Source organism: Bacteroides celer (genome assembly GCF_002632415.2).
Taxonomy (GTDB): domain Bacteria; phylum Bacteroidota; class Bacteroidia; order Bacteroidales; family Bacteroidaceae; genus Bacteroides.
Genome location: NZ_CP178209.1, coordinates 1,513,016 through 1,537,833 on the forward strand (window position 1 = coordinate 1,513,016; position 24,818 = coordinate 1,537,833).

Here is a 24,818-nt window from a genome sequence, read left to right on the forward strand (position 1 = left end):
TTTTTATTGTTATAGTACGAAAGACTCAATAAACTAACCATTATTATGAAGAAGAATATCTTATTGTTTGGAGCACTGATAGGTGCTTTCTTATTGGTTTCCTGTTCGGGAGGAAACAAGAAACAGGCTGCGTCCTCCGTCACTCCGGAAGAATTGGATAATGCCAGTAAAGTGATAAACTATTATCATACATCGCTCATCGTGTTGAGGCATGTAGCTAATGCAAAAGACGTAAATGCGGTCTTGGGATATATGGAACAGACAGGAAAAGTTCCTGAAGTATCTCCGATAGCACCGCCTGAAGTATCTGCCAGAGACACTGCGGAATTGATGGATCCGGGAGATTACTTTAATATACAAGTCCGTCAGAATCTGAAGCAGAGTTATAGAGGACTTTTCAGTGCACGGGCGCAATTCTATGATAATTTTAATAAGTTTCTCTCTTACAAGCAGGCCAAAGAGACAGCCAAGGCTGGCAAGCTCTTGGATGAAAACTATCGGCTAAGTGTAGAAATGTCCGAATATAAACAAGTGATTTTTGATATTCTAAGCCCTCTCACGGAACAGGCTGAAAAAGAACTTCTTGCCGACGAACCGTTGAAAGATCAAATCATGGCTATGCGTAAGATGTCCGGCACTGTGCAAAGCATAATGAATCTTTATTCCCGCAAACATGTACTGGAGGGTGCTCGCATTGATGTGAAGATGGCAGAATTGAAGAAAGAACTCGAAGCTGCAAAGAAACTTCCTGCTGTCACAGGCTATGATGAAGAGCAAAAGAATTATTATAGCTTCCTGTCTTCTGTGGAATCGTTTATGAAAGATATGCAGAAAGCAAGAGATAAAGGCGCATATTCCGATGCAGATTACAATGCGATGTCGGAAGCCTACGAATATGGACTTTCCGTTATCTAAAGAATTCTTCCTCTGTTTGAATGAGTTGCAATCATGTTTCTTCAAGCAGGGGATGCTTTTTTAATTAAGTAAAGAAGTCCTTTTTTTACTATCCCCTTTTAAACAGGAGTTTTACTTTTGCATTTGGATTAAGAAATAATATCTTTGTTATATGCAATCATTTCAACTGATAAAACCCTGTTTTGCACTGGCTCCCTATATACGGCATTACTGGATATTGCAAGACGACTCAATAGCTCCTGTCTCCGAACGGACTCTGCCTATTGGCTGTATGCAACTGGTATTCCATAAAGGGAAACAACTTCTTTTGTTGGGTGAGTCGGAGCTGCAACCCCAATCCTTTATTTCCGGACAATCGGTCGGTTTCTCGGATGTGATGTCTACAGGCAGGATAGAGATGATTACTGTTGTTTTTCAACCTTATGCAGTAAAAGCATTGTTTCACATACCCAGTCATTTATTCCGCGGGCAAACTGTAGATACCGATGCGATGGAAGATGTAGAACTGTCGGATTTAGTGAAACAGGTCACGGATACTTCTGATAATGCAGTTTGTATTCGGTTGATAGAGCAGTTTTTTCTTCGTCGTTTATACACTCTTCCCGAGTATAATCTCAAGCGGATGTCTGCTGTCTTTCATGAAATAAACCTCCGGCCGCAAATCAACATTTCTCATTTGTCGGAAACAGCCTGTTTGAGCAGTAAGCAGTTTGGGCGTATCTTCGCCGATTATGTCGGCACTACTCCCAAGGAATTTATTCGTATTATCCGTATGCAACGGGCGTTATCCATGCTGCAACAGGATGCTACGATTCCTTTTGTACAAGTGGCTTATGAATGTGGCTTTTCCGATCAGTCTCACATGATAAAGGAATTCAAACTCTTTTCCGGTTATACCCCTGCGGAGTATCTTTCTGTATGCGCCCCTTATTCCGATTATTTCTCTGAACTCTAAAGATGTCTCTTTTTTCCTATCGGGCTTCCTCGTGTTACCCTACTTTTGCAATGTCTTTGCAAAGGCTTAGTAGTAACCATAAAAAAGAAACGAGATGAAAAAATTAATTGCATTTTTTGAGATTCCTGCTACCGATTTCCGTCGGGCTGTCGATTTTTACGAAACTGTGTTGGGGGTGCAACTTCCGACTTTTGAATGTGAAACAGAGAAAATGGCTTGTTTCACGGAAGAAGGTGAAACTGTCGGTGCTATTTCTTATGCTTCAAATTTCGACTTTCTTCCTTCAACGCATGGCGTACTTATCCATTTCAACTGTGAGGATATTGAACAAACGTTGGAAAAAGTGCTTCTGAAAGGAGGGAAAGTTGTCATTCCCAAAACAAAGATTGAGGCAGACGATAAAGGATGGTTTGCCGTATTCACGGATAGTGAAGGAAACAGGATTGGCGTCTATGCTGAAAAATAACAGGTAGGGAAGAGGGAACAGCCTGTCTGGAAGTGACTGCTGTTCCTTCGTCCCCTTATCCTGATTATTCTACCGGAATATAGATCTCCGTCAACAACTCTTCGGGGGGAGTGTCACATGGATTGTTCAGATAGCGTTCAGCACTGGCTTCATCACGTATCGTACATTCCATTTCGGGCAGATACTTTCCGTAAATCGTATCGTACACAGCTTGCAGATTGTTATACGGGCCTTTATAAAGGAAAATAGCATAACGTCCGGCTGGGATAACCTTGAATCCCACATCACTTTTGGGGGCAACCTTTACAGGCATTACCATGCATACGTCTGTACGCAGTTTCTCGGCTGGCGTCACTTTCGGATCATCGTGGTAGATGCAAAGCGGGCTGAAATCTCCCATCGGCAGTTTTTGTTCTTTGATGAATTGGAATAAACGGCCCCAAGTGCCACCGTAATCATTCAGTTTGTAGTCGCCTGTAAGGCGGATATAAATCACATTCCGTTCGGAGACATTTCTGATCTCTTTTTTTAGTTCCAGGTCTGGCCTGATAATCGCTGGTTTCATAATTACAAAGTTTTTATTGTTTCTATATTCTAAAGGTGAAATGCCATAAAATTGCTTGAACACTTTCGATAATGAAGAAGGGGATGCGTAACCAATCCGGTAGGCGATGTCAGCAATCGGAATATCCGAGTAGCGGAGTAGGCGTGCGGCAGCTTCTGTCCGCGTCCGGACAATAAACGTACCAATCGGTTCACCGAGAAAAGCTTTCATGATCCGGTGAAAGTAAAAAGGAGAAAAGTTTGAAATTCTGGCCAGAGATTTTAAATCAATATCTTCTCCTAAATGTTGGATGATGTATTCCACTACAACATTTACGCACTTTTGATATTCCTCTTTCGTTGTTTTTTTCTGTTGCATAACTAATTTTGGTATTTCACTTCGCAAAGGTATTGGTAAAAAAGCGAAATGACTTGTCCGATATTGCGGAAATGTCAACTTTCTATTTTCTTTCTATGGTTGCCCTATACTTGTTTTGAGAATTTATTTTGATATATAATGTACCTTACAGTGGTGTTATGGTGTGAACCATGACCAAATTTTTAACCGTTAATTGCGAAATTGATTTTCTTGTTTTAAATAATGTCAAAAACTAAAATAAAAAAAGCCGGTTTTGTTATAAACTATTATTAAAATGATTATATTGTAACCGAATTATTAATAAAAATAGCCATGGATAAAACAATTGTAGGGAACAATGCCGGAAAGGTCTGGTATGCCCTGAAAGAAATTGGTGAAATTTCAATACCTGAATTGGCGAGAAGATTAAACCTAAGCGTAGAAAGTACAGCATTGGCCGCCGGTTGGTTGGGACGAGAGAACAAAATTTGTATCCAACGGAAAAATGGATTAATTGCTTTATCTGATGAAAGCGCTTTTCCCTTCAGCTTTGGATAATAGCAGGTTTTGTGAGTGAATATCTTTGAAGTTCCGTTAACTTATAAGTAAGAATATGTCCGTATAAGGTATCACAAGTTAAGTTTGAACTTAAGAAGTTTTATATTTAAAAGAGTTGCTCAATAATAGGGCAACTCTTTTAACGTATAATAAACGTATAAAAATGTCGAATCGTGTCCGGATGTAGATAAAATTTATATACTTGTATTCCACAATAATAATTGCCTGTTTTTTCTCTGGCAATTCTATTCCGGAGAATATCTTTAGAATCCTACCCGTTTTCTTCCCTGGGAGAAATCCATTCCTTCGTAATTATAGATTTCAGCCAGTGTCATGGGGTGTGTCTGTTCGGGAATATCCAGGCTTTCTTCCTTGATTAGTTGATTAACCTTATCAGTAGTCAGGTCTTTAAACTCGTATCGGGCAGCCAGACGTCCTTTTCTAAGCAATGCTTCGTCGATATCTTTTAATGGAGCATTAAAGGTGCAGATAAATTTGATACACAATTCATCGCTCAATAGCCCGTCGCTAATATTCAGTATGTTGACTAAGCCGGCATTCATACGGTTGCCTCCGTTGCGGCTTGACAATAGTTCTTCGCAATCCTCTACGATGAAGATAGAATTCTTTTGTTGGCGGATGAAAGTGATAAAGCTCGGATCCGAAAGTTTATCTACCAGGTCTCCACTCATATAGATCATTCTCTTTTTTCCAAGATTGATAAGGTGGCGGATATAAGTCGTTTTTCCTGTACCCTGTTTTCCATGCAAAATGATTAATCCGCTTTTGTTGTCCTCCAGCAGAAAGTTTTCGATCTCGGCAGCTACGGGAACAAAATCATCGTTATAGTGACGATCAATCTGAATAGCAGGTTCATTAACTTGCGATTGTTTCAGGCTGAAGTAGTTATGAGAGTATGTTACTATAAATAGATTGTTAAGTTTCTCATTTTCCTTCTTGTGGTTTTCGCAAATCTGATTGATCTGATTGATTTCCTCCTTGTCGATATTGGAATAGACAATCTTTACGCAATTATCAAAATAGCCGATCATCAAATTCTTTTTGCAGATAACGATACAGTCGTATAACTCTTTTGTAGATGTATTATCTTCTTCTTCCTCCTCTTCTTCTTTTTCATTTTCAAAATGATTGCAGTACACATGCTCGAATATATCGAACGCGTCATCTTGCTGATAAAGTTCCTTGATTTCTTTCAGAAAATCCTGGTTTACTTTATATTTTACCATTTTCATGGAAGGGAATCGTTTGAATATCTGATAGAATAGACTACAAATGCTACTGTCGCTGAACCATCCTGTGGAGTAATCAAAAATATCTGTGAAATCTGCGAGTGTGTATTCTTTACTCATTTTTTCTTTTTATATAAATAGAATGGCAAAGGTACGAAATAAATCTATGATATGAACTGAACCGATTTATCATTTTCTCGAAAAACATAGGTGTGGATAGTTTCCTGTATTTATATCAAAGCTCCTGCAAATGATTTTTCATTTTCATTTCTCATGTTCTCATAATACATGTGATAACAATTTGTAAATCAGTTATATAACACTATGAGAAATAAAAGAAGAAAGGGTATTTCTCATAGTATTACCAGCATTTTGTCCACAAAACAAAGTATTTCTCATAGCTTTTTAAGGCATTTCTCATAATCTTTCGTAGGGCAAAGAGGCTAATTAATTGTAATAGATTCAATGCTACATATTCAGTTATGCATTGATTAATAATATATTATAAAGCGTTTATGAAAGTGTATGGAGTAGATATTCGCATGTTTTCCTACCGGTATCTGAATCGTTCCACTAGAGTGGAAAGATCTGTTCACTAGAGTGGATAGAACCGTTCACTCCAGTGCAACGATCTGTTCACTAGAGTGCAACGATACGAATAGTGGTAGGAAGAAATAACAATGATTAGGGAAAAACATAAAGGTATAAGGTGAATAACATACAGGAAAGCATTAAATAGCAAGAAGTTGCTTAATAAAACCGAAGAAGGAAAGGAGTAATCGTAAATCCGGCAAAAGTCCGGAAAAACTACAATTATACTGTATGAGAAATGAGTAAAATGTATAGACGGAATATGAGAATACTATGAGAAATGGTTTAAACCCTATGAGAAATGCTCGATTTTACGGACTAAATCACGGAAAAGCTATGAGAAATGCCCTTTTGTGTTTTATTTCTCATAGTATTATCTGTTTGATTTACAGCTGATTATTATGTATGTTATGAGAACATGAGAAATGAAAAAGAAAAATCCTTTTCAGTAAAGTGAAGATTCTACGTATCATTCTCATACAAGTATCATGTTAATGAATCAAACTAAGGAATGGAATTTACTATAAAACCACTATCCTTATATCTATCTTTCTTTCCTCTTATTTTTATGAACTGATTCTTTAATTGCTCCCTAATGCAAACTGATTCCCGGCACACCTACGCGCCCGCGTGTGATATAATAATGTGTATCCCTCTCGTCATTTCCGCACACAATTTCCCCATACTTAAAAAATATGTTCTACAACATCGTTATGCATCAGCACTTTAGCAAATGTATTCAAAAATAATTAGAAAAAATAGTTTGATATATTTGGAGTGTATACGAAAAGGGCGTACTTTTGCACCCGCTTTCCAAGAGAAGAAAGCCTTGACAAATTGACTTAGTGAAAAGCGGAATCCCACTTAAAGAAAAGAACAAAAAACTTCCGAAAAAGTTTGGATTATAATAAATAAAGTTCTTATCTTTGCAGTCCGATTCGCAAAGAAAAACGGCAAGAGTTATTCTTTCATACATTCTTTCCCTTTCGCATAGAGAGCCAGAGAAACCGAGTAAAAAGAAAAACTAAAAAAAAACTTCCGAAAAAGTTTGGTAGTTAAAAATAAAGCCCTTACCTTTGCACCCGCTTTTAAAACGAAAGCAACAAGTTCTTTGAAATATTGATAAACAATACAAGTAGTACAAGTAAAAAAAATAGAACCGTCAATACTTGTCTTATGCAGTAGTGATACACTTAAGACTGATAGGTATTTGAATAAGGTCAATAAATTTACGGCGTCCTGAACAGAGCAAAAAAGTCATCTTAACCGATGATAAAAAATACTTTTACAATGAAGAGTTTGATCCTGGCTCAGGATGAACGCTAGCTACAGGCTTAACACATGCAAGTCGAGGGGCAGCATTTTTCTAGCAATAGAAGAGATGGCGACCGGCGCACGGGTGAGTAACACGTATCCAACCTGCCGATAACTCCGGGATAGCCTTTCGAAAGAAAGATTAATACCGGATAGTATACGAATATCGCATGATATTTTTATTAAAGAATTTCGGTTATCGATGGGGATGCGTTCCATTAGTTTGTTGGCGGGGTAACGGCCCACCAAGACTACGATGGATAGGGGTTCTGAGAGGAAGGTCCCCCACATTGGAACTGAGACACGGTCCAAACTCCTACGGGAGGCAGCAGTGAGGAATATTGGTCAATGGGCGAGAGCCTGAACCAGCCAAGTAGCGTGAAGGATGAAGGCTCTATGGGTCGTAAACTTCTTTTATATGGGAATAAAGTTTTCCACGTGTGGAATTTTGTATGTACCATATGAATAAGGATCGGCTAACTCCGTGCCAGCAGCCGCGGTAATACGGAGGATCCGAGCGTTATCCGGATTTATTGGGTTTAAAGGGAGCGTAGGTGGATTGTTAAGTCAGTTGTGAAAGTTTGCGGCTCAACCGTAAAATTGCAGTTGAAACTGGCAGTCTTGAGTACAGTAGAGGTGGGCGGAATTCGTGGTGTAGCGGTGAAATGCTTAGATATCACGAAGAACTCCGATTGCGAAGGCAGCTCACTAGACTGTCACTGACACTGATGCTCGAAAGTGTGGGTATCAAACAGGATTAGATACCCTGGTAGTCCACACAGTAAACGATGAATACTCGCTGTTTGCGATATACAGTAAGCGGCCAAGCGAAAGCATTAAGTATTCCACCTGGGGAGTACGCCGGCAACGGTGAAACTCAAAGGAATTGACGGGGGCCCGCACAAGCGGAGGAACATGTGGTTTAATTCGATGATACGCGAGGAACCTTACCCGGGCTTAAATTGCAAATGAATATTTTGGAAACAGAATAGCCGCAAGGCATTTGTGAAGGTGCTGCATGGTTGTCGTCAGCTCGTGCCGTGAGGTGTCGGCTTAAGTGCCATAACGAGCGCAACCCTTATCTTTAGTTACTAACAGGTGATGCTGAGGACTCTAGAGAGACTGCCGTCGTAAGATGTGAGGAAGGTGGGGATGACGTCAAATCAGCACGGCCCTTACGTCCGGGGCTACACACGTGTTACAATGGGGGGTACAGAAGGCAGCTACACGGCGACGTGATGCTAATCCCAAAAACCTCTCTCAGTTCGGATCGAAGTCTGCAACCCGACTTCGTGAAGCTGGATTCGCTAGTAATCGCGCATCAGCCATGGCGCGGTGAATACGTTCCCGGGCCTTGTACACACCGCCCGTCAAGCCATGAAAGCCGGGGGTACCTGAAGTACGTAACCGCAAGGAGCGTCCTAGGGTAAAACTGGTAATTGGGGCTAAGTCGTAACAAGGTAGCCGTACCGGAAGGTGCGGCTGGAACACCTCCTTTCTGGAGCGATGTCGTAACTGTCACAAACGTGACAGCCACTTATAGACTTTAAAGGTTCTGTTTTTTGTACTACTGGTACTTGTTTATTTATAACATATAGATCAACCATCTATAGAAGTATAGATAGAGATAAACAAGAGAAAAAAGAAGCCGAGTCTAACATACAGGTAGACAAGGTTGAACTAGTCCTATAGCTCAGTTGGTTAGAGCGCTACACTGATAATGTAGAGGTCGGCAGTTCAACTCTGCCTGGGACTACCAAGCTCAAGAACGAAGGAATGACGCGTCAGCGGAATGAAGCAATTCTTGATAACCTCTTGGGGGATTAGCTCAGCTGGCTAGAGCATCTGCCTTGCACGCAGAGGGTCAACGGTTCGAATCCGTTATTCTCCACCATCTCTGAAAAGAGAAACGATCTTTGACATGATGTACAAAAAGTAAAATTTTAGTAAGAGCTAAAAGTATATATCAAACCGTACGTGTTCGAGTATGCAATATTGATAAAAGGAAGCAATTCCCATACCAATACCAGTATAAGAATAAAACGTTTGAAAGAAAGTAAGCAAGGGCGCATGGCGGATGCCTTGGCTCTCGGAGGCGATGAAGGACGTGATAAGCTGCGATAAGCTTCGGGAAGGTGCAAATAACCTTTGATCCGAAGATTTCCGAATGGGACAACCCGTCATTCTGAAGGAATGACATCTTGCATAGCAAGAGGCTAACACAGGGAACTGAAACATCTTAGTACCTGTAGGAAAAGAAAATAATAATGATTCCCCTAGTAGTGGCGAGCGAACGGGGATTAGCCCAAACCAATGTTGTTACGGCAATATTGGGGTTGTAGGACCACGATATCGCAAGAACTTTAGTGAGAAGAACCCTTTGGAAAATGGGACCATAGACGGTGATAGTCCGGTATTCGAAGCTAAACGAAGCGTAGTGGTATCCTGAGTAGCGCGGGACACGAGGAATCTTGCGTGAATCTGCCGGGACCATCCGGTAAGGCTAAATACTCCCGAGAGACCGATAGCGAACCAGTACTGTGAAGGAAAGGTGAAAAGCACTTCGAATAGAAGAGTGAAATAGTCCCTGAAACCGTGCGCCTACAAGCGGTCGGAGCAACTTCGGTTGTGACGGCGTGCCTTTTGCATAATGAACCTACGAGTTACTTTTTCCGGCAAGGTTAAGTGTCTCAAGACATGAAGCCGAAGCGAAAGCGAGTCTGAACAGGGCGATTAGTCGGAAGGAGTAGACGCGAAACCAAGTGATCTACCCTTGGTCAGGTTGAAGGTTAGGTAACACTAACTGGAGGACCGAACCGATAAGCGTTGAAAAGCTTCCGGATGAACTGAGGGTGGGGGTGAAAGGCTAATCAAACTTGGAGATAGCTCGTACTCCCCGAAATGCATTTAGGTGCAGCCTTGGGAATTACTACTGTGAGGTAGAGCGACTGATAAGATGCGAGGGCTTCACCGCCTATCAAGTCTTGATAAACTCCGAATGCGCAGTAGTTCGATCCCAGGAGTGAGGGCATGGGTGCTAAGGTCCATGTCCTAAAGGAGAAGAATCCAGACCATCAGCTAAGGTCCCGAAATAATTGCTAAGTTGAACTAACGAAGTCAGATTGCTAAGACAGCTAGGATGTTGGCTTGGAAGCAGCCATTCATTTAAAGAGTGCGTAACAGCTCACTAGTCGAGGAGTTTGGCGTGGATAATAATCGGGCATCAAGCAATTTACCGAAGCTATGGGATCAGTAATGATCGGTAGGGGAGCATTCCACTCTGCGTCGAAGGTGAAGCGTGAGCTTTGCTGGAGCGTGTGGAAAAGCAAATGTAGGTATAAGTAACGATAAAGGGGGTGAGAAACCCCCTCGCCGAAAGACTAAGGTTTCCTGATCAACGCTAATCGGATCAGGGTTAGTCGGGTCCTAAGGCTCAGCCGAACGGTGAGGCCGATGGCAGAACAGGTTAATATTCCTGTACTACCTTAAAGAGTGACGTGGAGACGGAGGAGTGACAGCGCCGCGGACTGACGGAATAGTCCGTTGAAGGGTGTAGATGTTGATTATCCCAGGCAAATCCAGGATAAGAGTCGAACCTGATAGTATACCAAATTCTTCGGAATAAGGTAATAGTGCGTGTAAGCATACTCCCAAGAAAATCCGCTAAACTTAATCTTTAAGGTACCCGTACCGCAAACGGACACACGTAGTCGGGTTGAATATACTAAGGCGCTTGAGTGATTCACGGTTAAGGAACTAGGCAAATTGACCCTGTAACTTCGGGATAAAGGGTCCCAACGAGAGTTGGGCGCAGAGAATAGGTCCAGGCAACTGTTTAACAAAAACACAGGGCTGTGCCAAATTGAAAGATTACGTATACAGCCTGACACCTGCCCGGTGCTGGAAGGTTAAGAGGAGATGTCATCGCAAGAGAAGCATTGAATTGAAGCCCCAGTAAACGGCGGCCGTAACTATAACGGTCCTAAGGTAGCGAAATTCCTTGTCGGGTAAGTTCCGACCTGCACGAATGGTGTAATGATCTGGACACTGTCTCAACCGTGAGCTCAGTGAAATTGTAGTATCGGTGAAGATGCCGATTACCCGCGATGGGACGAAAAGACCCCGTGAACCTTTACTATAGCTTAACATTGAATTTGGGTAATTGATGTGTAGGATAGGCCGGAGACTTTGAATCAGGTACGCCAGTATTTGTGGAGTCGCTGTTGAAATACGGCCCTTTGATTATTTGAGTTCTAACTCGTAGATACGAGGACACTGTTTGGTGGGTAGTTTGACTGGGGTGGTCGCCTCCAAAAGTGTAACGGAGGCTTCTAAAGGTGCCCTCAGGACGATTGGTAACCGTCCGTAGAGTGTAATGGCATAAGGGCGCTTGACTGGGAGACAGACAAGTCGATCAGGTAGGAAACTAGAGCATAGTGATCCGGTGTTTCCGTATGGAAGGGACATCGCTCAAAGGATAAAAGGTACTCCGGGGATAACAGGCTGATCCCTCCCAAGAGCTCATATCGACGGAGGGGTTTGGCACCTCGATGTCGGCTCGTCACATCCTGGGGCTGGAGAAGGTCCCAAGGGTTGGGCTGTTCGCCCATTAAAGTGGCACGCGAGCTGGGTTCAGAACGTCGTGAGACAGTTCGGTCTCTATCTATCGTGGGCGTATGAAATTTGCGTGGCTCTGACACTAGTACGAGAGGACCGTGTTGGACTGACCGCTGGTTTACCAGTTGTGCCGCCAGGTGCATTGCTGGGTATCTAAGTCGGGATTGGATAAGTGCTGAAAGCATCTAAGTACGAAGCCAGCCACAAGATTAGATTTCTTAGGGTCGTCAAAGACGATGACGTTGATAGGATGCAGGTGTAAAGGTGGTAACATCAAAGCCGAGCATTACTAATTGCCCGTTCACTTTCTTTCGAACATGTACCGGTTGGGTATATACGTTTAGCTTTCTAGACACTAGGATTTTACTTTTCATCATGTCATAACCTTATTCAGGTGGTTATAGCACGAGGGTTCCACCTCTTCCCATTCCGAACAGAGAAGTTAAGCCTCGTCACGCCGATGGTACTGCGTAACAGTGGGAGAGTAGGTAGCCGCCGTTTTTAAGAAGCCCCTTGATTCATTTTGAGTCAAGGGGCTTCTGTTATTTGGTACTTTGCGAAAAAAGTGCTATATTTGCGACCGACAATTATTTTATTAAACGTTTAAAGCAAATTTAAAAGGTATGAAAACTAAATTATTTTTGGCTGCTGTAGCAGTAACATTTTCTTTTGCAATGATGTCTTGTACTGGTAACAAAACTACTAACGCTGCTTCTGAAGGTGAAGAGACAACTGTAGAAACAGTGGAAGCTGTTGTTGAAACTGATTCTTGCTGCCAGGCTAAGGACTCTTGTGCTACTGCTTGCGACAAAAAAGCTGATTGCGCAGAAAAGAAAGAATGTTGCGATAAGAAGTAATCTATTGATTTAGAACAATAAAGAAGGAGAGGGAGAGAATGGTTCAAACATTCTACTCCCTCTTTCTGTTTTAATAAACATATCGCTTTATTCGTGATACATTTTTGCTAATAATCGGCTTTAACTTATGAAATGATATTTTTTTCGATAAAAAAGTAACGTATTATTTGGTGGTAAAGAAATAATCCATACCTTTGCACCGTCAAACTAATAAAAGAGACAAGAAATGAATCAGATGTTTATACATATTCTACTATGCGGTATTATTATTCTACTATCAAAGGTTAGTGGAAGTGAGTGCTGCGCGTAAATGTGTATAAATGAAAATATACGAAAGCCTTTCTCACTTCCAAGTGTGAAAGGCTTTTTTTAATGCTAATAATTATATAATATACATAAGAATATGGACAATAGGTTATTTATTTTTGATACCACTCTTAGAGATGGTGAACAGGTTCCGGGATGTCAGTTGAATACAGTAGAAAAGATTCAGGTAGCAAAGGCATTGGAAGCGTTGGGAGTAGACGTGATTGAAGCCGGATTCCCCATTTCGAGCCCGGGGGATTTTAATTCAGTAATTGAGATTTCAAAAGCGGTGACTTGGCCTACTATCTGTGCTTTGACCCGCGCAGTTCAAAAAGATATTGATGTAGCCGTAGATGCACTGAAATTTGCTAAACATAAACGTATTCACACCGGTATCGGTACTTCTGATTCGCACATTAAATATAAATTCAATTCGAATCGTGAAGAGATTATCGAACGTGCAGTAGCTGCTGTGAAATATGCCCGCCGTTTTGTAGACGATGTGGAATTTTATGCAGAAGACGCAGGCCGTACGGATAACGAATATCTGGCACGTGTGGTAGAAGCTGTCATCAAAGCGGGAGCTACCGTAGTGAATATCCCTGATACAACAGGTTACTGCTTGCCTTCAGAATATGGCGCCAAGATAAAATACCTGGTTGACCATGTAGACGGCATTGATAATGCCATACTTTCTACTCACTGTCATAATGACTTGGGTATGGCTACTGCCAATACGATAGCCGGTGTTTTGAACGGTGCGCGTCAGGTGGAAGTTACCATCAACGGTATTGGCGAACGTGCAGGAAATACTGCTCTCGAAGAAATCGCCATGATTATTAAGAGCCATCACGAAATAGATATTCAAACCAATATCAATACGCAGAAGATTTATCCGACCAGCCGTATGGTATCCAGCCTGATGAATATGCCGGTACAACCCAATAAAGCAATCGTTGGACGTAACGCTTTCGCACACTCTTCAGGTATCCATCAGGATGGCGTATTGAAAAATGTACAGACGTATGAGATTATCGATCCGCATGATGTGGGTATTGATGATAACTCTATCGTATTGACTGCCCGCAGCGGACGTGCTGCATTGAAAAATCGTCTTTCTATATTGGGAGTGAATCTGGATCAGGAAAAACTGGATAAGGTATATGATGAGTTCCTGAAGTTGGCTGATAAGAAGAAAGATATTAATGATGATGATATTTTAGTATTGGCAGGTGCAGACCGTAGCCAGAACCATCGTATCAAACTGGATTACTTGCAGGTGACGAGTGGTGTCGGTGTTCGTTCGGTAGCTAGTTTGGGATTGAATATTGCCGGTGAGAAGTTTGAAGCTTGTGCCAGTGGTAATGGTCCGGTAGATGCTGCCATCAAAGCATTGAAAAAGATTGTAGAACGCCACATGACTCTGAAAGAGTTTACTATTCAGGCTATCAGTAAGGGAAGTGATGATGTAGGTAAAGTGCACATGCAGGTAGAATACGATAACCAGATTTATTATGGTTTTGGTGCCAATACAGATATTATTGCTGCTTCGGTAGAAGCCTACATCGACTGTATTAACAAATTCAAATCGTAAAAAAGAGATTGACAGTCGGTTTGGTATTACAGAGATTGATTGAAAGAGTAAATAGTAATTAGTAAAATAGTAAATAAACAGATGAATACATTATTTGATAAGATATGGGATGCCCACGTGGTGACTACTGTGGAAGATGGCCCTACACAGCTTTATATTGATCGGTTATATTGTCACGAAGTGACTAGTCCGCAGGCTTTTGCGGGATTGCGTGAACGTGGAATCGGAGTATTGCGTCCTGAAAAGGTATTTTGTATGCCCGACCATAATACACCGACACACGATCAGGATAAGGAGATTGAAGATCCGATTTCTAAAACGCAGGTGGACACGTTGACGCAGAATGCGAAGGATTTTGGTCTGACACACTACGGCATGATGCATCCGAAGAATGGTATTATCCATGTGGTAGGTCCCGAACGTGGTTTGACCTTGCCGGGAATGACGATTGTTTGCGGTGACTCTCACACTTCTACTCACGGTGCAATGGGAGCGATTGCTTTCGGTATCGGAACGAGCGAGGTGGAAATGGTGCTGGCTTCACAATGTATTCTCCAGTCGAGACCGAAAACAATGCGTATCACTGTAGACGGTGAACTGGGTAAAGGGGTGACTGCAAAGGATGTGGCTCTGTATATGATGTCTAAGATGACTACCAGTGGTGCTACGGGTTACTTCGTGGAATATGCAGGTTCGGCTATCCGCAATCTGACAATGGAGGGACGTCTTACCCTTTGCAACCTTTCTATTGAAATGGGTGCGCGTGGTGGTATGGTTGCTCCGGATGAAGTGACTTTTGAATATATCAAAGGACGTGAAAGTGCTCCGCAAGGCGAAGCATGGGACAAGGCTTTGGCTTATTGGAAAACATTGAAGAGTGATGATGATGCCGTGTTTGATAAAGAAGTCCGTTTCGAAGCGGCTGATATTGAACCGATGATTACCTACGGAACGAATCCGGGTATGGGTATGGGAATCACACAGCATATTCCTACTATGGAAGGAATGAGTGAAGCTGCACAGGTTTCGTTCAAGAAATCAATGGAGTATATGGGATTCCAACCGGGTGAGTCTTTGTTGGGTAAAAAGATTGATTATGTATTCCTCGGAGCTTGTACAAACGGTCGTATTGAAGATTTCCGTGCATTTGCTTCCATCGTGAAAGGTCGTAAGAAAGCGGAGAATGTAATTGCATGGCTGGTTCCGGGTTCATGGATGGTAGACGCACAGATCCGTAAGGAAGGAATCGACAAGATATTGACGGAAGCCGGATTTGCTATCCGTCAGCCGGGATGTTCTGCTTGTCTGGCAATGAACGATGATAAGATTCCTGCCGGAAAGTATTCGGTATCTACCAGCAACCGTAATTTCGAAGGACGTCAGGGCCCCGGTGCACGCACTTTGCTGGCTAGTCCGCTGGTAGCTGCCGCTGCTGCGGTGACAGGTGTGATTACCGATCCGAGAGAGCTGATGTAATTCAACCGTAATTCGTAAATCATTAAATTGTAAATAAGACGATGGCTAAGACAAAATTTAATATAATAACAAGTACTTGTGTACCTCTTCCTTTAGAAAACGTAGATACTGACCAGATCATTCCGGCACGTTTCCTGAAAGCAACCACTCGTGAAGAAAAATTCTTTGGTGATAATCTTTTTCGTGACTGGCGTTATAATGCTGACGGTTCCCTGAACAAGGATTTTGTGTTGAACAATCCTACTTATAGCGGACAGATATTGGTGGCAGGAAAAAACTTCGGTTCGGGTTCCAGCCGTGAACACGCTGCCTGGGCTATTGCAGGATATGGTTTCCGCGTGGTGGTATCCAGTTTCTTTGCCGATATTCATAAGAATAATGAGTTGAACAACTTTGTGCTGCCGGTGGTTGTTACCGAGGAGTTTCTGCAGGAGTTGTTTGATTCGATAGAAGCGGACCCGAAGATGGAAGTGGAAGTGAACCTTCCCGAACAGACCATCACCAACAAGGCGACAGGTAAAAGTGAACATTTCGAAATCAATGCTTACAAGAAACTTTGTTTGATGAACGGATTGGACGATATCGATTTCTTGTTGAGCAATAAAGATAAAATAGAAGAATGGGAAAAGAAGGCGTGAAAATAGAAATCATGGACACAACGCTCCGTGATGGTGAACAAACCAGCGGAGTGTCTTTCGTGCCTCATGAGAAACTAATGATCGCCCGTTTACTGTTAGAAGATTTAAAGGTAGACCGGGTGGAGGTTGCTTCGGCGCGTGTGTCGGACGGTGAGTTTGAAGCCGTGAAGATGATTTGCGACTGGGCGGCCCGTCGTAGTCTGCTCCATAAAGTGGAAGTGCTCGGCTTTGTCGACGGGCATACTTCTGTCGATTGGATTCAGCGTACCGGCTGCCGTGTGATAAATCTTCTTTGTAAAGGTTCACTGAAGCATTGTACGCAACAACTGAAAAAGACACCGGAAGAACATCTGGCGGATATCATAAGTGTGGTGCATTATGCCGACGAACAGGATATAACCGTCAATGTTTATCTGGAAGATTGGAGCAACGGTATCAAAGATTCTCCCGAATATGTATTTCAGTTGATGGATGGATTGAAAGAGACGAGTGTCAAGCGTTTTATGTTGCCTGATACGTTGGGTATCTTGAATCCTTTGCAAGTGATAGAGTATATGCGGAAGATGAAGAAACGTTATCCGAATACTCATCTCGATTTCCATGCGCACAATGATTATGATTTGGCTGTGAGTAATGTCCTTGCCGCGGTATTAAGCGGTGTCAAAGGATTGCATACAACCATCAACGGACTGGGCGAACGGGCAGGAAATGCTCCTCTCGCAAGTGTGCAGGCTATCCTGAAAGACCATTTCAATGCGGTGACCAATATCGACGAAAGCCGTTTGAATGATGTCAGCCGGGTAGTGGAGTCTTATTCGGGAATTGTGATACCTGCCAATAAACCGATTGTAGGTGAGAATGTCTTTACGCAAGTGGCCGGGGTGCATGCCGACGGGGATAACAAGAATAATCTCTACTGCAATGATTTGCTTCCCGAACGTTTTGGCCGCAAGCGCGAATATGCATTGGGTAAGACAAGCGGTAAAGCAAATATCCGTAAGAACCTCGAAGATCTCGGATTGGAGCTGGACGAAGATGCTATGCGCAAGGTAACGGAACGCATCATCGAGTTGGGCGACAAGAAAGAACTGGTTACACAGGAAGATTTGCCGTACATTGTTTCGGATGTGTTGAAACATGGAGCAGTGGGTGAGAAGGTTAAACTGAAGAGCTATTTTGTGAATCTGGCTCATGGGTTGAAACCGATGGCAACGTTGAAGATAGAAATCAACGGAAAAGAGTATGAAGAGAGTTCAGGCGGCGATGGTCAGTATGATGCTTTTGTTCGTGCGCTGCGTAAGATATATAAGGTGACATTAGGACGTAAATTCCCGATGTTGACCAATTATGCGGTAACCATTCCTCCCGGTGGACGTACGGATGCATTTGTGCAGACAGTTATCACGTGGAGTTATGATGAGCAGGTGTTCCGTACCCGCGGACTCGATGCCGACCAGACAGAGGCTGCCATCAAGGCTACTATGAAGATGTTGAACCTCATCGAAGATGAATACGAGAAGAGCAAGTGAGAAACAACTTGCCCGAAGAATGTTTTTTATAAGAATATATAAATAGAAGAATAAACGATTATGGATTTTAAAATTGCTGTATTAGCAGGCGACGGCATCGGACCGGAGATCTCTGTGCAAGGTGTAGATGTGATGAGTGCCGTTTGCGAGAAGTTTGGTCACAAAGTAAGTTACGAATATGCAATCTGTGGAGCTGATGCGATTGATAAAGTAGGCGATCCGTTTCCGGAAGCAACTTATCAGGTTTGTAAAGAGGCGGATGCTGTTTTGTTCTCTGCCGTAGGTGATCCGAAATTTGACAATGATCCTACTGCCAAGGTACGTCCGGAACAAGGCTTGCTGGCTATGCGTAAGAAACTGGGTCTTTTCGCTAATATCCGTCCGGTACAGACATTCAAATGCCTGATCCACAAATCTCCGTTGCGTGCGGAGTTGGTAGAGAATGCCGATTTTATCTGTATCCGTGAGCTGACCGGAGGTATGTATTTCGGTGAAAAGTACCAGGATAATGATAAGGCGTATGATACAAACTATTATACTCGTCCGGAAATCGAACGTATTTTGAAGGTGGCTTTCGAATATGCGATGAAGCGTAGAAAACATCTGACTGTGGTAGATAAGGCAAATGTGTTGGCTTCTTCCCGTCTGTGGCGTCAGATTGCACAGGAAATGGCTCCGAACTATCCGGAAGTGACAACTGATTATATGTTTGTGGATAATGCTGCAATGAAGATGATTCAGGAACCTGCTTTCTTCGATGTGATGGTAACGGAAAATACATTCGGTGACATCCTGACTGACGAAGGTTCTGTAATCAGTGGTTCTATGGGCTTGCTTCCTTCTGCTTCTACAGGTGAAAGTACTCCGGTATTTGAACCGATTCACGGTTCATGGCCGCAGGCTAAGGGATTGAACATTGCTAATCCGTTGGCACAGATTCTTTCTGTAGCTATGTTGTTCGAGTATTTCGACCTTAAAGAAGAGGGTGCATTGATTCGTAAAGCCGTAGATGCTTCTTTGGATGAGAATGTACGTACGCCGGAAATCCAGGTGGCTGACGGTGCTAAGTACGGAACAAAAGAAGTAGGACAGTGGATTGTTGATTATATCAGGAAAGCTTGATAAACCCGGATAAAAAAGTAAAAGCCTGGCATCGGATAACGGTGTCAGGCTTTTACTTTTTAGTTCGAAATATGTTGTGTTCTACCAACTTTTAATAGTGGAGTATAGAACGATACCGAGTATAGTCAGTAATCCTACATAAATAGTGACTGACCATTGTTTTATTTCTTTTCTCTTCGTGCGGGTGGAAGGTTCCAGATAGATGGCTGCTTTGTGGGCGATAGTGCAGAACAACCAACCGCCGAATCCTCCGATAATACCTCCTACGAGTAAATCACCGGGATAATGTACACCCAGATATATACGTGTGTAGCAGTTGAGTATTGCCCAGGTCAGGATGAAAATGCTTAGCCAACGTTTACGGAACAGGAATATGACAAACATGGCAAGACCTAATGAATTGGCGGCATGGCACGATGGGAAACCGTAGCTTCCTCCGCGGTAACCATTTACGATATATACTAGATCTACAATCGGGTTCTCCGGATTGGCGGGACGCAGACGTGCTACTACCGGACGAATGATGCTGCTGCACATCTGGTCGGCAAAGGTGATAGTCAGTGCAATGGCAGCCACGTAGCACAGTACTACTTTCCAGTGGAAGTTTTTTAATAAAATATACAATATAGTGGCATACATGGGAATCCAGATGAATTTACCCGTGAAAGAACTCATGAAATAATCCCAAAAAGGGGAATGTATACCATTGAAATACAGGAAGATATTTGTATCTATCTCCGAAAGATATTGGACAATTCCGGTGTGTATCATCAGACTTTATTGATCTATTTTTAATGTCGCAAATATACAATAAAGAATAGAAAATTGTCCTATATTACTTTATAAATATTCAATATAACTCATTTCCTAGCGTTTCGCCAGGTCGTCGTAGAGCTTCTGCAGGAACGCTTTTCCCTTTTCCAGATTGGCTCCTTTGGCGGTACCTTCGTCCAGTTGCACAGTATTTGCGTCCAGATTGTACACTAATTGGTTATCAGCGGTAATCATTCCGAAATAGTTCGGGCGGGTAAAGTATGCAAAATGAGGAGAGGCCGGATTCATGATATTCTTGCTGAAAGTAAATTCATCATGCGGCAATCCTAATTGGGCAAGCAAGGTGGCGGCAATGTCAATCTGTGAAGCATAGGTATCTACCACAAGAGGTTGTTTGATTGCACCTCCGATTAAAATCAGCGGAATGGTTTGGCCGTCCAGCGGATTTTCTATTGGATACGGATATGCACCCTGATGATCGGGAACGAGTACAAACAGTGTATTTTTCCATAACGGTGTTTCTTGATACTGTTTCACGAAATCTCCCACGCAACTATCGGCATACGCAAAAGAATTGAGGATTTTATCATCCAGCCTGTGGAACGGGACTTCGAATGGTTCGTGGCTGCTTGATGTCTGTACGAGTTTCAGGAACGGTTCTTCTTGTTTTTCTTCTTTCAGGTCTTTCATCAGGCGTTGGAATAAGACGTGATCCTGTGCTCCCCATTTTCCTGTACGTTCGGACAGAGGAAAATCTTTATCGGAAATAATCTTCTCGATGCCGGAAGATACCAGATAAGAGCGCATATTTGTGAAATCGGCATCTCCGCCATAGTAATATTCCAGGTTGTATCCGGCATTTTTCAGGCTGCGCGGGATAGAAGGAAGTTTGTCCGTCTTTTCCGGATATTTCATAATGCTGGTACTTGGTTGTCCGGGATACCCGCTGATGATGGATGCCAGTCCGCGATCTGTGCGGAAACTGCTGCCATAGAAATTGCTGAATAGTACGCCTTCTTTTGCGAATTTATCCATATTGACAGCCACATTGGGTTGTCCTCCGAAAGTTTCCATCAAGTGTGTGGAGAAACTCTCAAGGATAATGAAAATAATGTTCGGGCGTTGTGTATTCAATAATTGGGGGATGCTGTCTGTTGCTGTGACCGGTTTATCTACCATCTCTGCAAATAATTCGTCGGCTATTTTCGGGTCCATGAAGCGGTATTGCTTATCAAAATTGTTTTGATGAGTGGCAGAATACATGAAACTGAATGCCGGATTAATGGCTGCATGATTCATGCGTTGGTCCTGACTGAAATATACCTTACTCAAATTCATGGTTGAGACACTGAATCCGCCCCGGATAGGGATGAAGAGTGCTGCTGTCAGCAAAAGGAGTGCAAGGGAGACATTCTGACGTTGATAAGGTATTTTCAGAGGCTTTTTCTCCCGGATAAGGACGCAATAGAAAATACAGTATAGGATTGCTGCATAGATCAGCATAGCCAGGATTCCAAGTAGTACGAACCAGAAACTGACACTTGCCATAGCATCTTTGGGAGAAGAGAAGAAATAGAAAATAGGGGTGGCGTCCAGACGGAATCCCCAGAAGCCATACAATCCCAGGTCAATGATAAAAAGGCAGGCCATGACAAAGGAGATAACTCCGAAGTACCCTTGCCGGATGCGGCGGAGTATGGATGAATTAGTCCAGGCGGAAGCAATGAGCAGGATGCCGGGGATAGCGGTCAGATAGCCTGCAAGAGATAAATCCAGCGGTAATCCGTGCCACATGACGCGGAAGTAGTCGCCCCAGGATGCGTTGGTATATAAATCATGGTAGTAAACCATGAAGATTGGTTTTTGAAGAACGAATAAAAGAACAAATAAAAAATAGGTCGTGAGAAATTGTATGATTCTCTTTTTCATATATGTAAACTTAAAAAGATTGAACGGATACAAAGTTACTATACTTTTCCTTATCTTTCTCATGATGTGATGTAAAACATACCTTTTTTTCCATATCTTTGTCGTGTCTGTGACAAGAATGAAGGAATAAGATGGCAAAGATTGCAAAGAAACTAACAGATTTAGTGGGGAATACCCCTTTGATGGAACTTTCCGGTTATAGTGGAAAGTACGGTCTGGAACAAAATATTATTGCCAAACTGGAGGCTTTTAATCCGGCGGGAAGTGTAAAAGACAGAGTAGCTCTTTCGATGATTGAAGATGCGGAAGCTCGTGGAGCATTGAAACCCGGTGCAACGATTATTGAGCCGACAAGCGGAAACACAGGCGTTGGGTTGGCAATGGTAGCTACTATTAAAGGGTATCACCTGATATTGACTATGCCCGAAACGATGAGTCTGGAACGACGAAATCTGTTGAAGGCGCTGGGTGCGCAGATTGTGTTGACAGACGGGTTAGGAGGGATGGCAGCTTCCATTGCCAAAGCGCAGGAGTTGCGTGATAGCATTCCCGGTTCGGTGATCTTGCAACAATTTGAGAATCCGGCCAATGCGGCTGTCCACGAGCGGACAACAGGTGAAGAAATCTGGCGGGATACAGACGGTGAAGTGGCTGTTTTTGTAGCCGGAGTGGGTACCGGGGGAACAGTTTGCGGGGTAGCTCGTGCTTTGAAGAAACATAATCCGGATATTTATATTGTCGCTGTAGAACCGGCGTCGTCTCCTGTATTGGCAGGAGGAGAGGCAGCTCCGCATCGTATTCAGGGTATCGGAGCGAATTTTATTCCCAAACTTTATGATGCTTCGGTAGTAAATGAGGTAATGGGTGTGCCTGACGATGAAGCGATTCGTGCAGGGCGTGAGTTGGCGGCAACAGAAGGGTTATTGGCAGGAATCTCTTCGGGAGCAGCCGTATATGCCGCCCGTCAACTGTCACAACGTCCGGAATTTAAAAACAAAAAAATAGTAGCGTTGTTACCTGATACGGGAGAGCGTTATTTGTCGACCGAACTGTTTGCTTTTGATGCATATCCATTGGATTAATTCATTAAATATAAAAAAGACCTGAACCATGGTAAGAATAATTATAGCTTTGCTTTTTTGTTTTCCAGCTGTTGCTTTTGCGCAAACTTATCAGCAATTGTCCGAGAGAGCCATTGAATGTATCGAGAAAGATAGTCTTCCCCAAGCAGAGGAACTTTTGCTTCAGGCCTTGAAGTTAGAACCGAAGAACGCTAAGAATGCATTGCTCTTTTCTAACCTGGGGTTAGTGCAGCGCCGTTTGGGTGAGTTTGATAAAGCGTTGGAATCTTATTCTTTTGCATTGAATTTTGCTCCTTTGGCAGTTCCTATTTTGCTCGACCGTGCCGCCATTTATATGGAAATGGGAAAAACGGACCGTGCTTATACGGATTATTGCCAGGTGTTGGACGAGGACAAGCAGAACAAAGAAGCTTTGTTGATGCGTGCGTATATTTATGTGCTCCGTCGCGATTATCCGGCTGCAAGAATCGATTATAATCGTTTGCTGGAACTTGATCCGCAGAGCTATAGCGGACGGCTGGGATTGGCCACTTTAGAGCAGAAAGAAGGAAAATTCCGGGAGGCTCTTGATATTCTGAATAAAATGCTTGCGGCCACTCCGGAAGATGCGACACTCTATATTGCCCGTGCCGATGTAGAACGTGAGATGAAACATGAAGATTTGGCGTTGGTTGATTTGGAGGAAGCCATCCGGTTGGATGCTGCCTCGGCTGATGCTTATCTGTTGCGTGGAAATATTTATCTGGCACAGAAAAAGAAAGGGTTGGCAAAGGCTGACTTTGAAAAAGCGATTTCATTGGGAGTGCCTCCGGCTGATCTGCATGAGCAGTTGAAGCAATGCAAATAAGATATTCATAGTTAATAAGACTTAATTAAATTAGTGAGATGAGTGGATGAAGGAATTTAATAAGTAACTAATCAAAATTAAGCAGCATAATGACTAAAGTTAATATTCAGTTGTGTTCCTATCGCCGCCAAAGCCCTATTTGTGGCATAAAACAGCGATTCTGTAGTGACATAATCTTGCGGTCGGAGCCATTTCCCTTTCATAATACGCCAAAGGGTCTCCACAATGTTCAAATGAGGAGAGTATGGGGGAATGTAGAAAAGAAAAAGTCCCCGTTTTTCCCATATTGGACGCATTCGCTTTATTTTCTCATTACGGTGTACACTTGCATTGTCAAGCACAACAAATGTCTTTCTGTTGAGCTTGAAAGAGAACCTGTCGAGGAAATCCACGACTTTCTCTGCATCAACAGAATCGCAGGTGCAGAAACCTTCAAAGCGGTTATTCCTGTCAATCATACCAAAGATGTTGAGCCGTTTGGCTTTTTCGACAGGAATGTAAACGTCTTCTCCGGAAAACTGCCACCCGTAAGGGACATAGCCTTCCGTGCAGATATGAGATTCGTCACCATAGAAGAGGTCGATGGAGCCTTTTTCAAAAAGTACTTCAAGTTCTTGCAGCTTCTCGGTCTTATACGCATAGAGCTGCGGCGAGGGCTTACCCTTAGGACGTTTTCTTATACGTCTATATCTTGCGCCAATGCGGATAAAAAACGTTTGAACGTCGATTCGCTCGCTTCCTTGCCCGAAGCATTCTGCCAGGCTTCTTTGGCTGCACGCACACTCTGTCGGTCCGACTCGATGGCTTTGCGCACAGCTTCCTCGTCCGAACAGTCCATGATGGCTTTGCGACCTTGTCCCGGACGTGTATATAATCCTTGGATTCCTTGGTTTTCGAAACGTTTGACCCAACTGCCAACGGTTTGGGCGGTCATTTCCGTTTGTGCTCCCACTTGGGGCGCACTCAAGCCCTCTGCTTTGAGCAATATGGCGCGGCAACGCATACGAAAACAATGGCTTTCGCCTGTACGGAAACCGGTGGTAAGTTCCCGACGTTCGGAATCGCTCAACGTCAATTTCTTGATTTTCATTTGTCTT

Annotated in this window: 18 protein-coding genes, 2 tRNA genes and 3 rRNA genes; 17 read left to right on the forward strand and 6 right to left on the reverse strand. The window is 43.0% G+C overall.

Features of this window, described 5'->3' with window-relative positions:
* Positions 1 to 45 precede the first annotated feature (45 nt).
* The 3 genes from CJF29_RS05650 to CJF29_RS05660 all read left to right on the forward strand — a co-directional run bounded on the left by CJF29_RS05650 (position 46) and on the right by CJF29_RS05660 (position 2,336).
* Positions 46 to 915 (forward strand): DUF6845 domain-containing protein, encoded by an 870-nt coding sequence (locus CJF29_RS05650; RefSeq protein ID WP_004296841.1) that lies wholly within the window; start codon positions 46 to 48, stop codon positions 913 to 915.
* A 151-nt stretch (positions 916 to 1,066) separates the two neighbouring features.
* Entirely contained in the window at positions 1,067 to 1,870 is an 804-nt protein-coding gene (locus CJF29_RS05655; protein WP_004326035.1) for a helix-turn-helix domain-containing protein, read from the forward strand.
* Positions 1,871 to 1,964: 94 nt separating this feature from the next.
* Positions 1,965 to 2,336, forward strand: a complete 372-nt coding sequence (locus CJF29_RS05660) for a VOC family protein (RefSeq protein ID WP_004296844.1) — start codon at positions 1,965 to 1,967, stop codon at positions 2,334 to 2,336.
* Between the two features lie 64 nt (positions 2,337 to 2,400).
* Here the strand turns inward: CJF29_RS05660 and CJF29_RS05665 are convergent, their stop codons facing one another.
* A complete protein-coding gene (locus CJF29_RS05665) occupies positions 2,401 to 3,258 on the reverse strand; it encodes an AraC family transcriptional regulator (protein WP_074559090.1) in 858 nt (285 codons plus the stop codon).
* A 312-nt stretch (positions 3,259 to 3,570) separates the two neighbouring features.
* On the opposite strand from CJF29_RS05665, the gene CJF29_RS05670 reads away from it, so the two are divergent.
* The gene (locus tag CJF29_RS05670) at positions 3,571 to 3,795 is read left to right on the forward strand and encodes a winged helix-turn-helix domain-containing protein (RefSeq protein WP_099146385.1); all 225 of its coding nucleotides are present in this window, start codon (positions 3,571 to 3,573) and stop codon (positions 3,793 to 3,795) included.
* Positions 3,796 to 4,058: 263 nt separating this feature from the next.
* On the opposite strand, the gene CJF29_RS05675 is transcribed toward CJF29_RS05670, so the two are convergent.
* On the reverse strand, positions 4,059 to 5,165 hold the full coding sequence (locus tag CJF29_RS05675; RefSeq protein ID WP_004306902.1) for an AAA family ATPase: 1,107 nt from the start codon (positions 5,163 to 5,165) through the stop codon (positions 4,059 to 4,061).
* Positions 5,166 to 6,923: 1,758 nt separating this feature from the next.
* Between CJF29_RS05675 and CJF29_RS05680 the strand changes: the two genes are divergently transcribed.
* From CJF29_RS05680 to leuB, 11 genes are all read left to right on the forward strand, one after another.
* A 16S ribosomal RNA gene (locus CJF29_RS05680) occupies positions 6,924 to 8,448 on the forward strand.
* A gap of 184 nt (positions 8,449 to 8,632) precedes the next feature.
* Positions 8,633 to 8,709 (forward strand) — tRNA-Ile (locus tag CJF29_RS05685).
* A 58-nt stretch (positions 8,710 to 8,767) separates the two neighbouring features.
* Positions 8,768 to 8,844 (forward strand) — tRNA-Ala (locus tag CJF29_RS05690).
* Between the two features lie 156 nt (positions 8,845 to 9,000).
* Positions 9,001 to 11,880 (forward strand): 23S ribosomal RNA (locus tag CJF29_RS05695).
* 77 nt (positions 11,881 to 11,957) lie between these two features.
* A 5S ribosomal RNA gene (gene rrf, locus CJF29_RS05700) occupies positions 11,958 to 12,068 on the forward strand.
* The 16S, 23S and 5S rRNA genes sit together here with 2 tRNA genes alongside, the layout of an rRNA operon.
* 122 nt (positions 12,069 to 12,190) lie before the next feature.
* Positions 12,191 to 12,424: a hypothetical protein gene (locus tag CJF29_RS05705; RefSeq protein ID WP_004307193.1), complete on the forward strand. Its 234-nt coding sequence runs from the start codon at positions 12,191 to 12,193 to the stop codon at positions 12,422 to 12,424.
* A gap of 403 nt (positions 12,425 to 12,827) precedes the next feature.
* Positions 12,828 to 14,324: a 2-isopropylmalate synthase gene (locus tag CJF29_RS05710; protein WP_004301125.1), complete on the forward strand. Its 1,497-nt coding sequence runs from the start codon at positions 12,828 to 12,830 to the stop codon at positions 14,322 to 14,324.
* An 81-nt stretch (positions 14,325 to 14,405) separates the two neighbouring features.
* On the forward strand, positions 14,406 to 15,800 hold the full coding sequence (gene leuC / locus CJF29_RS05715) for a 3-isopropylmalate dehydratase large subunit (RefSeq protein WP_004301124.1): 1,395 nt from the start codon (positions 14,406 to 14,408) through the stop codon (positions 15,798 to 15,800).
* Between the two features lie 41 nt (positions 15,801 to 15,841).
* Positions 15,842 to 16,438 carry a 3-isopropylmalate dehydratase small subunit gene (leuD, locus tag CJF29_RS05720; protein ID WP_004307192.1) on the forward strand — a complete coding sequence of 199 codons (597 nt, stop codon included), beginning with the start codon at positions 15,842 to 15,844 and terminating at the stop codon, positions 16,436 to 16,438.
* Positions 16,420 to 17,967 (forward strand): alpha-isopropylmalate synthase regulatory domain-containing protein, encoded by a 1,548-nt coding sequence (locus CJF29_RS05725; RefSeq protein WP_004301119.1) that lies wholly within the window; start codon positions 16,420 to 16,422, stop codon positions 17,965 to 17,967. Before leuD ends, CJF29_RS05725 begins: the two co-directional genes overlap by 19 nt.
* 60 nt (positions 17,968 to 18,027) lie before the next feature.
* Positions 18,028 to 19,089: a 3-isopropylmalate dehydrogenase gene (gene leuB, locus CJF29_RS05730; RefSeq protein WP_008774841.1), complete on the forward strand. Its 1,062-nt coding sequence runs from the start codon at positions 18,028 to 18,030 to the stop codon at positions 19,087 to 19,089.
* 81 nt (positions 19,090 to 19,170) lie between these two features.
* Here the strand turns inward: leuB and CJF29_RS05735 are convergent, their stop codons facing one another.
* The gene (locus tag CJF29_RS05735; protein ID WP_008774840.1) at positions 19,171 to 19,860 is read right to left on the reverse strand and encodes a phosphatase PAP2 family protein; all 690 of its coding nucleotides are present in this window, start codon (positions 19,858 to 19,860) and stop codon (positions 19,171 to 19,173) included.
* A gap of 96 nt (positions 19,861 to 19,956) precedes the next feature.
* Positions 19,957 to 21,792: an LTA synthase family protein gene (locus CJF29_RS05740; protein WP_176553187.1), complete on the reverse strand. Its 1,836-nt coding sequence runs from the start codon at positions 21,790 to 21,792 to the stop codon at positions 19,957 to 19,959.
* Between the two features lie 131 nt (positions 21,793 to 21,923).
* On the opposite strand from CJF29_RS05740, the gene cysK reads away from it, so the two are divergent.
* Together cysK and CJF29_RS05750 are read left to right on the forward strand one after the other, a co-directional pair.
* Positions 21,924 to 22,874 carry a cysteine synthase A gene (gene cysK, locus CJF29_RS05745; RefSeq protein ID WP_099147580.1) on the forward strand — a complete coding sequence of 317 codons (951 nt, stop codon included), beginning with the start codon at positions 21,924 to 21,926 and terminating at the stop codon, positions 22,872 to 22,874.
* 28 nt (positions 22,875 to 22,902) lie between these two features.
* The gene (locus CJF29_RS05750) at positions 22,903 to 23,721 is read left to right on the forward strand and encodes a tetratricopeptide repeat protein (protein WP_099147581.1); all 819 of its coding nucleotides are present in this window, start codon (positions 22,903 to 22,905) and stop codon (positions 23,719 to 23,721) included.
* Between the two features lie 77 nt (positions 23,722 to 23,798).
* Here the strand turns inward: CJF29_RS05750 and CJF29_RS05755 are convergent, their stop codons facing one another.
* Complete coding sequence (locus CJF29_RS05755) at positions 23,799 to 24,482, reverse strand: IS630 family transposase (protein WP_141561047.1); 684 nt, start codon at positions 24,480 to 24,482, stop codon at positions 23,799 to 23,801.
* Positions 24,398 to 24,811 (reverse strand): helix-turn-helix domain-containing protein, encoded by a 414-nt coding sequence (locus CJF29_RS05760; protein WP_099147678.1) that lies wholly within the window; start codon positions 24,809 to 24,811, stop codon positions 24,398 to 24,400. The genes CJF29_RS05755 and CJF29_RS05760 overlap by 85 nt, the downstream gene beginning before the upstream one ends.
* Positions 24,812 to 24,818 lie beyond the last annotated feature (7 nt).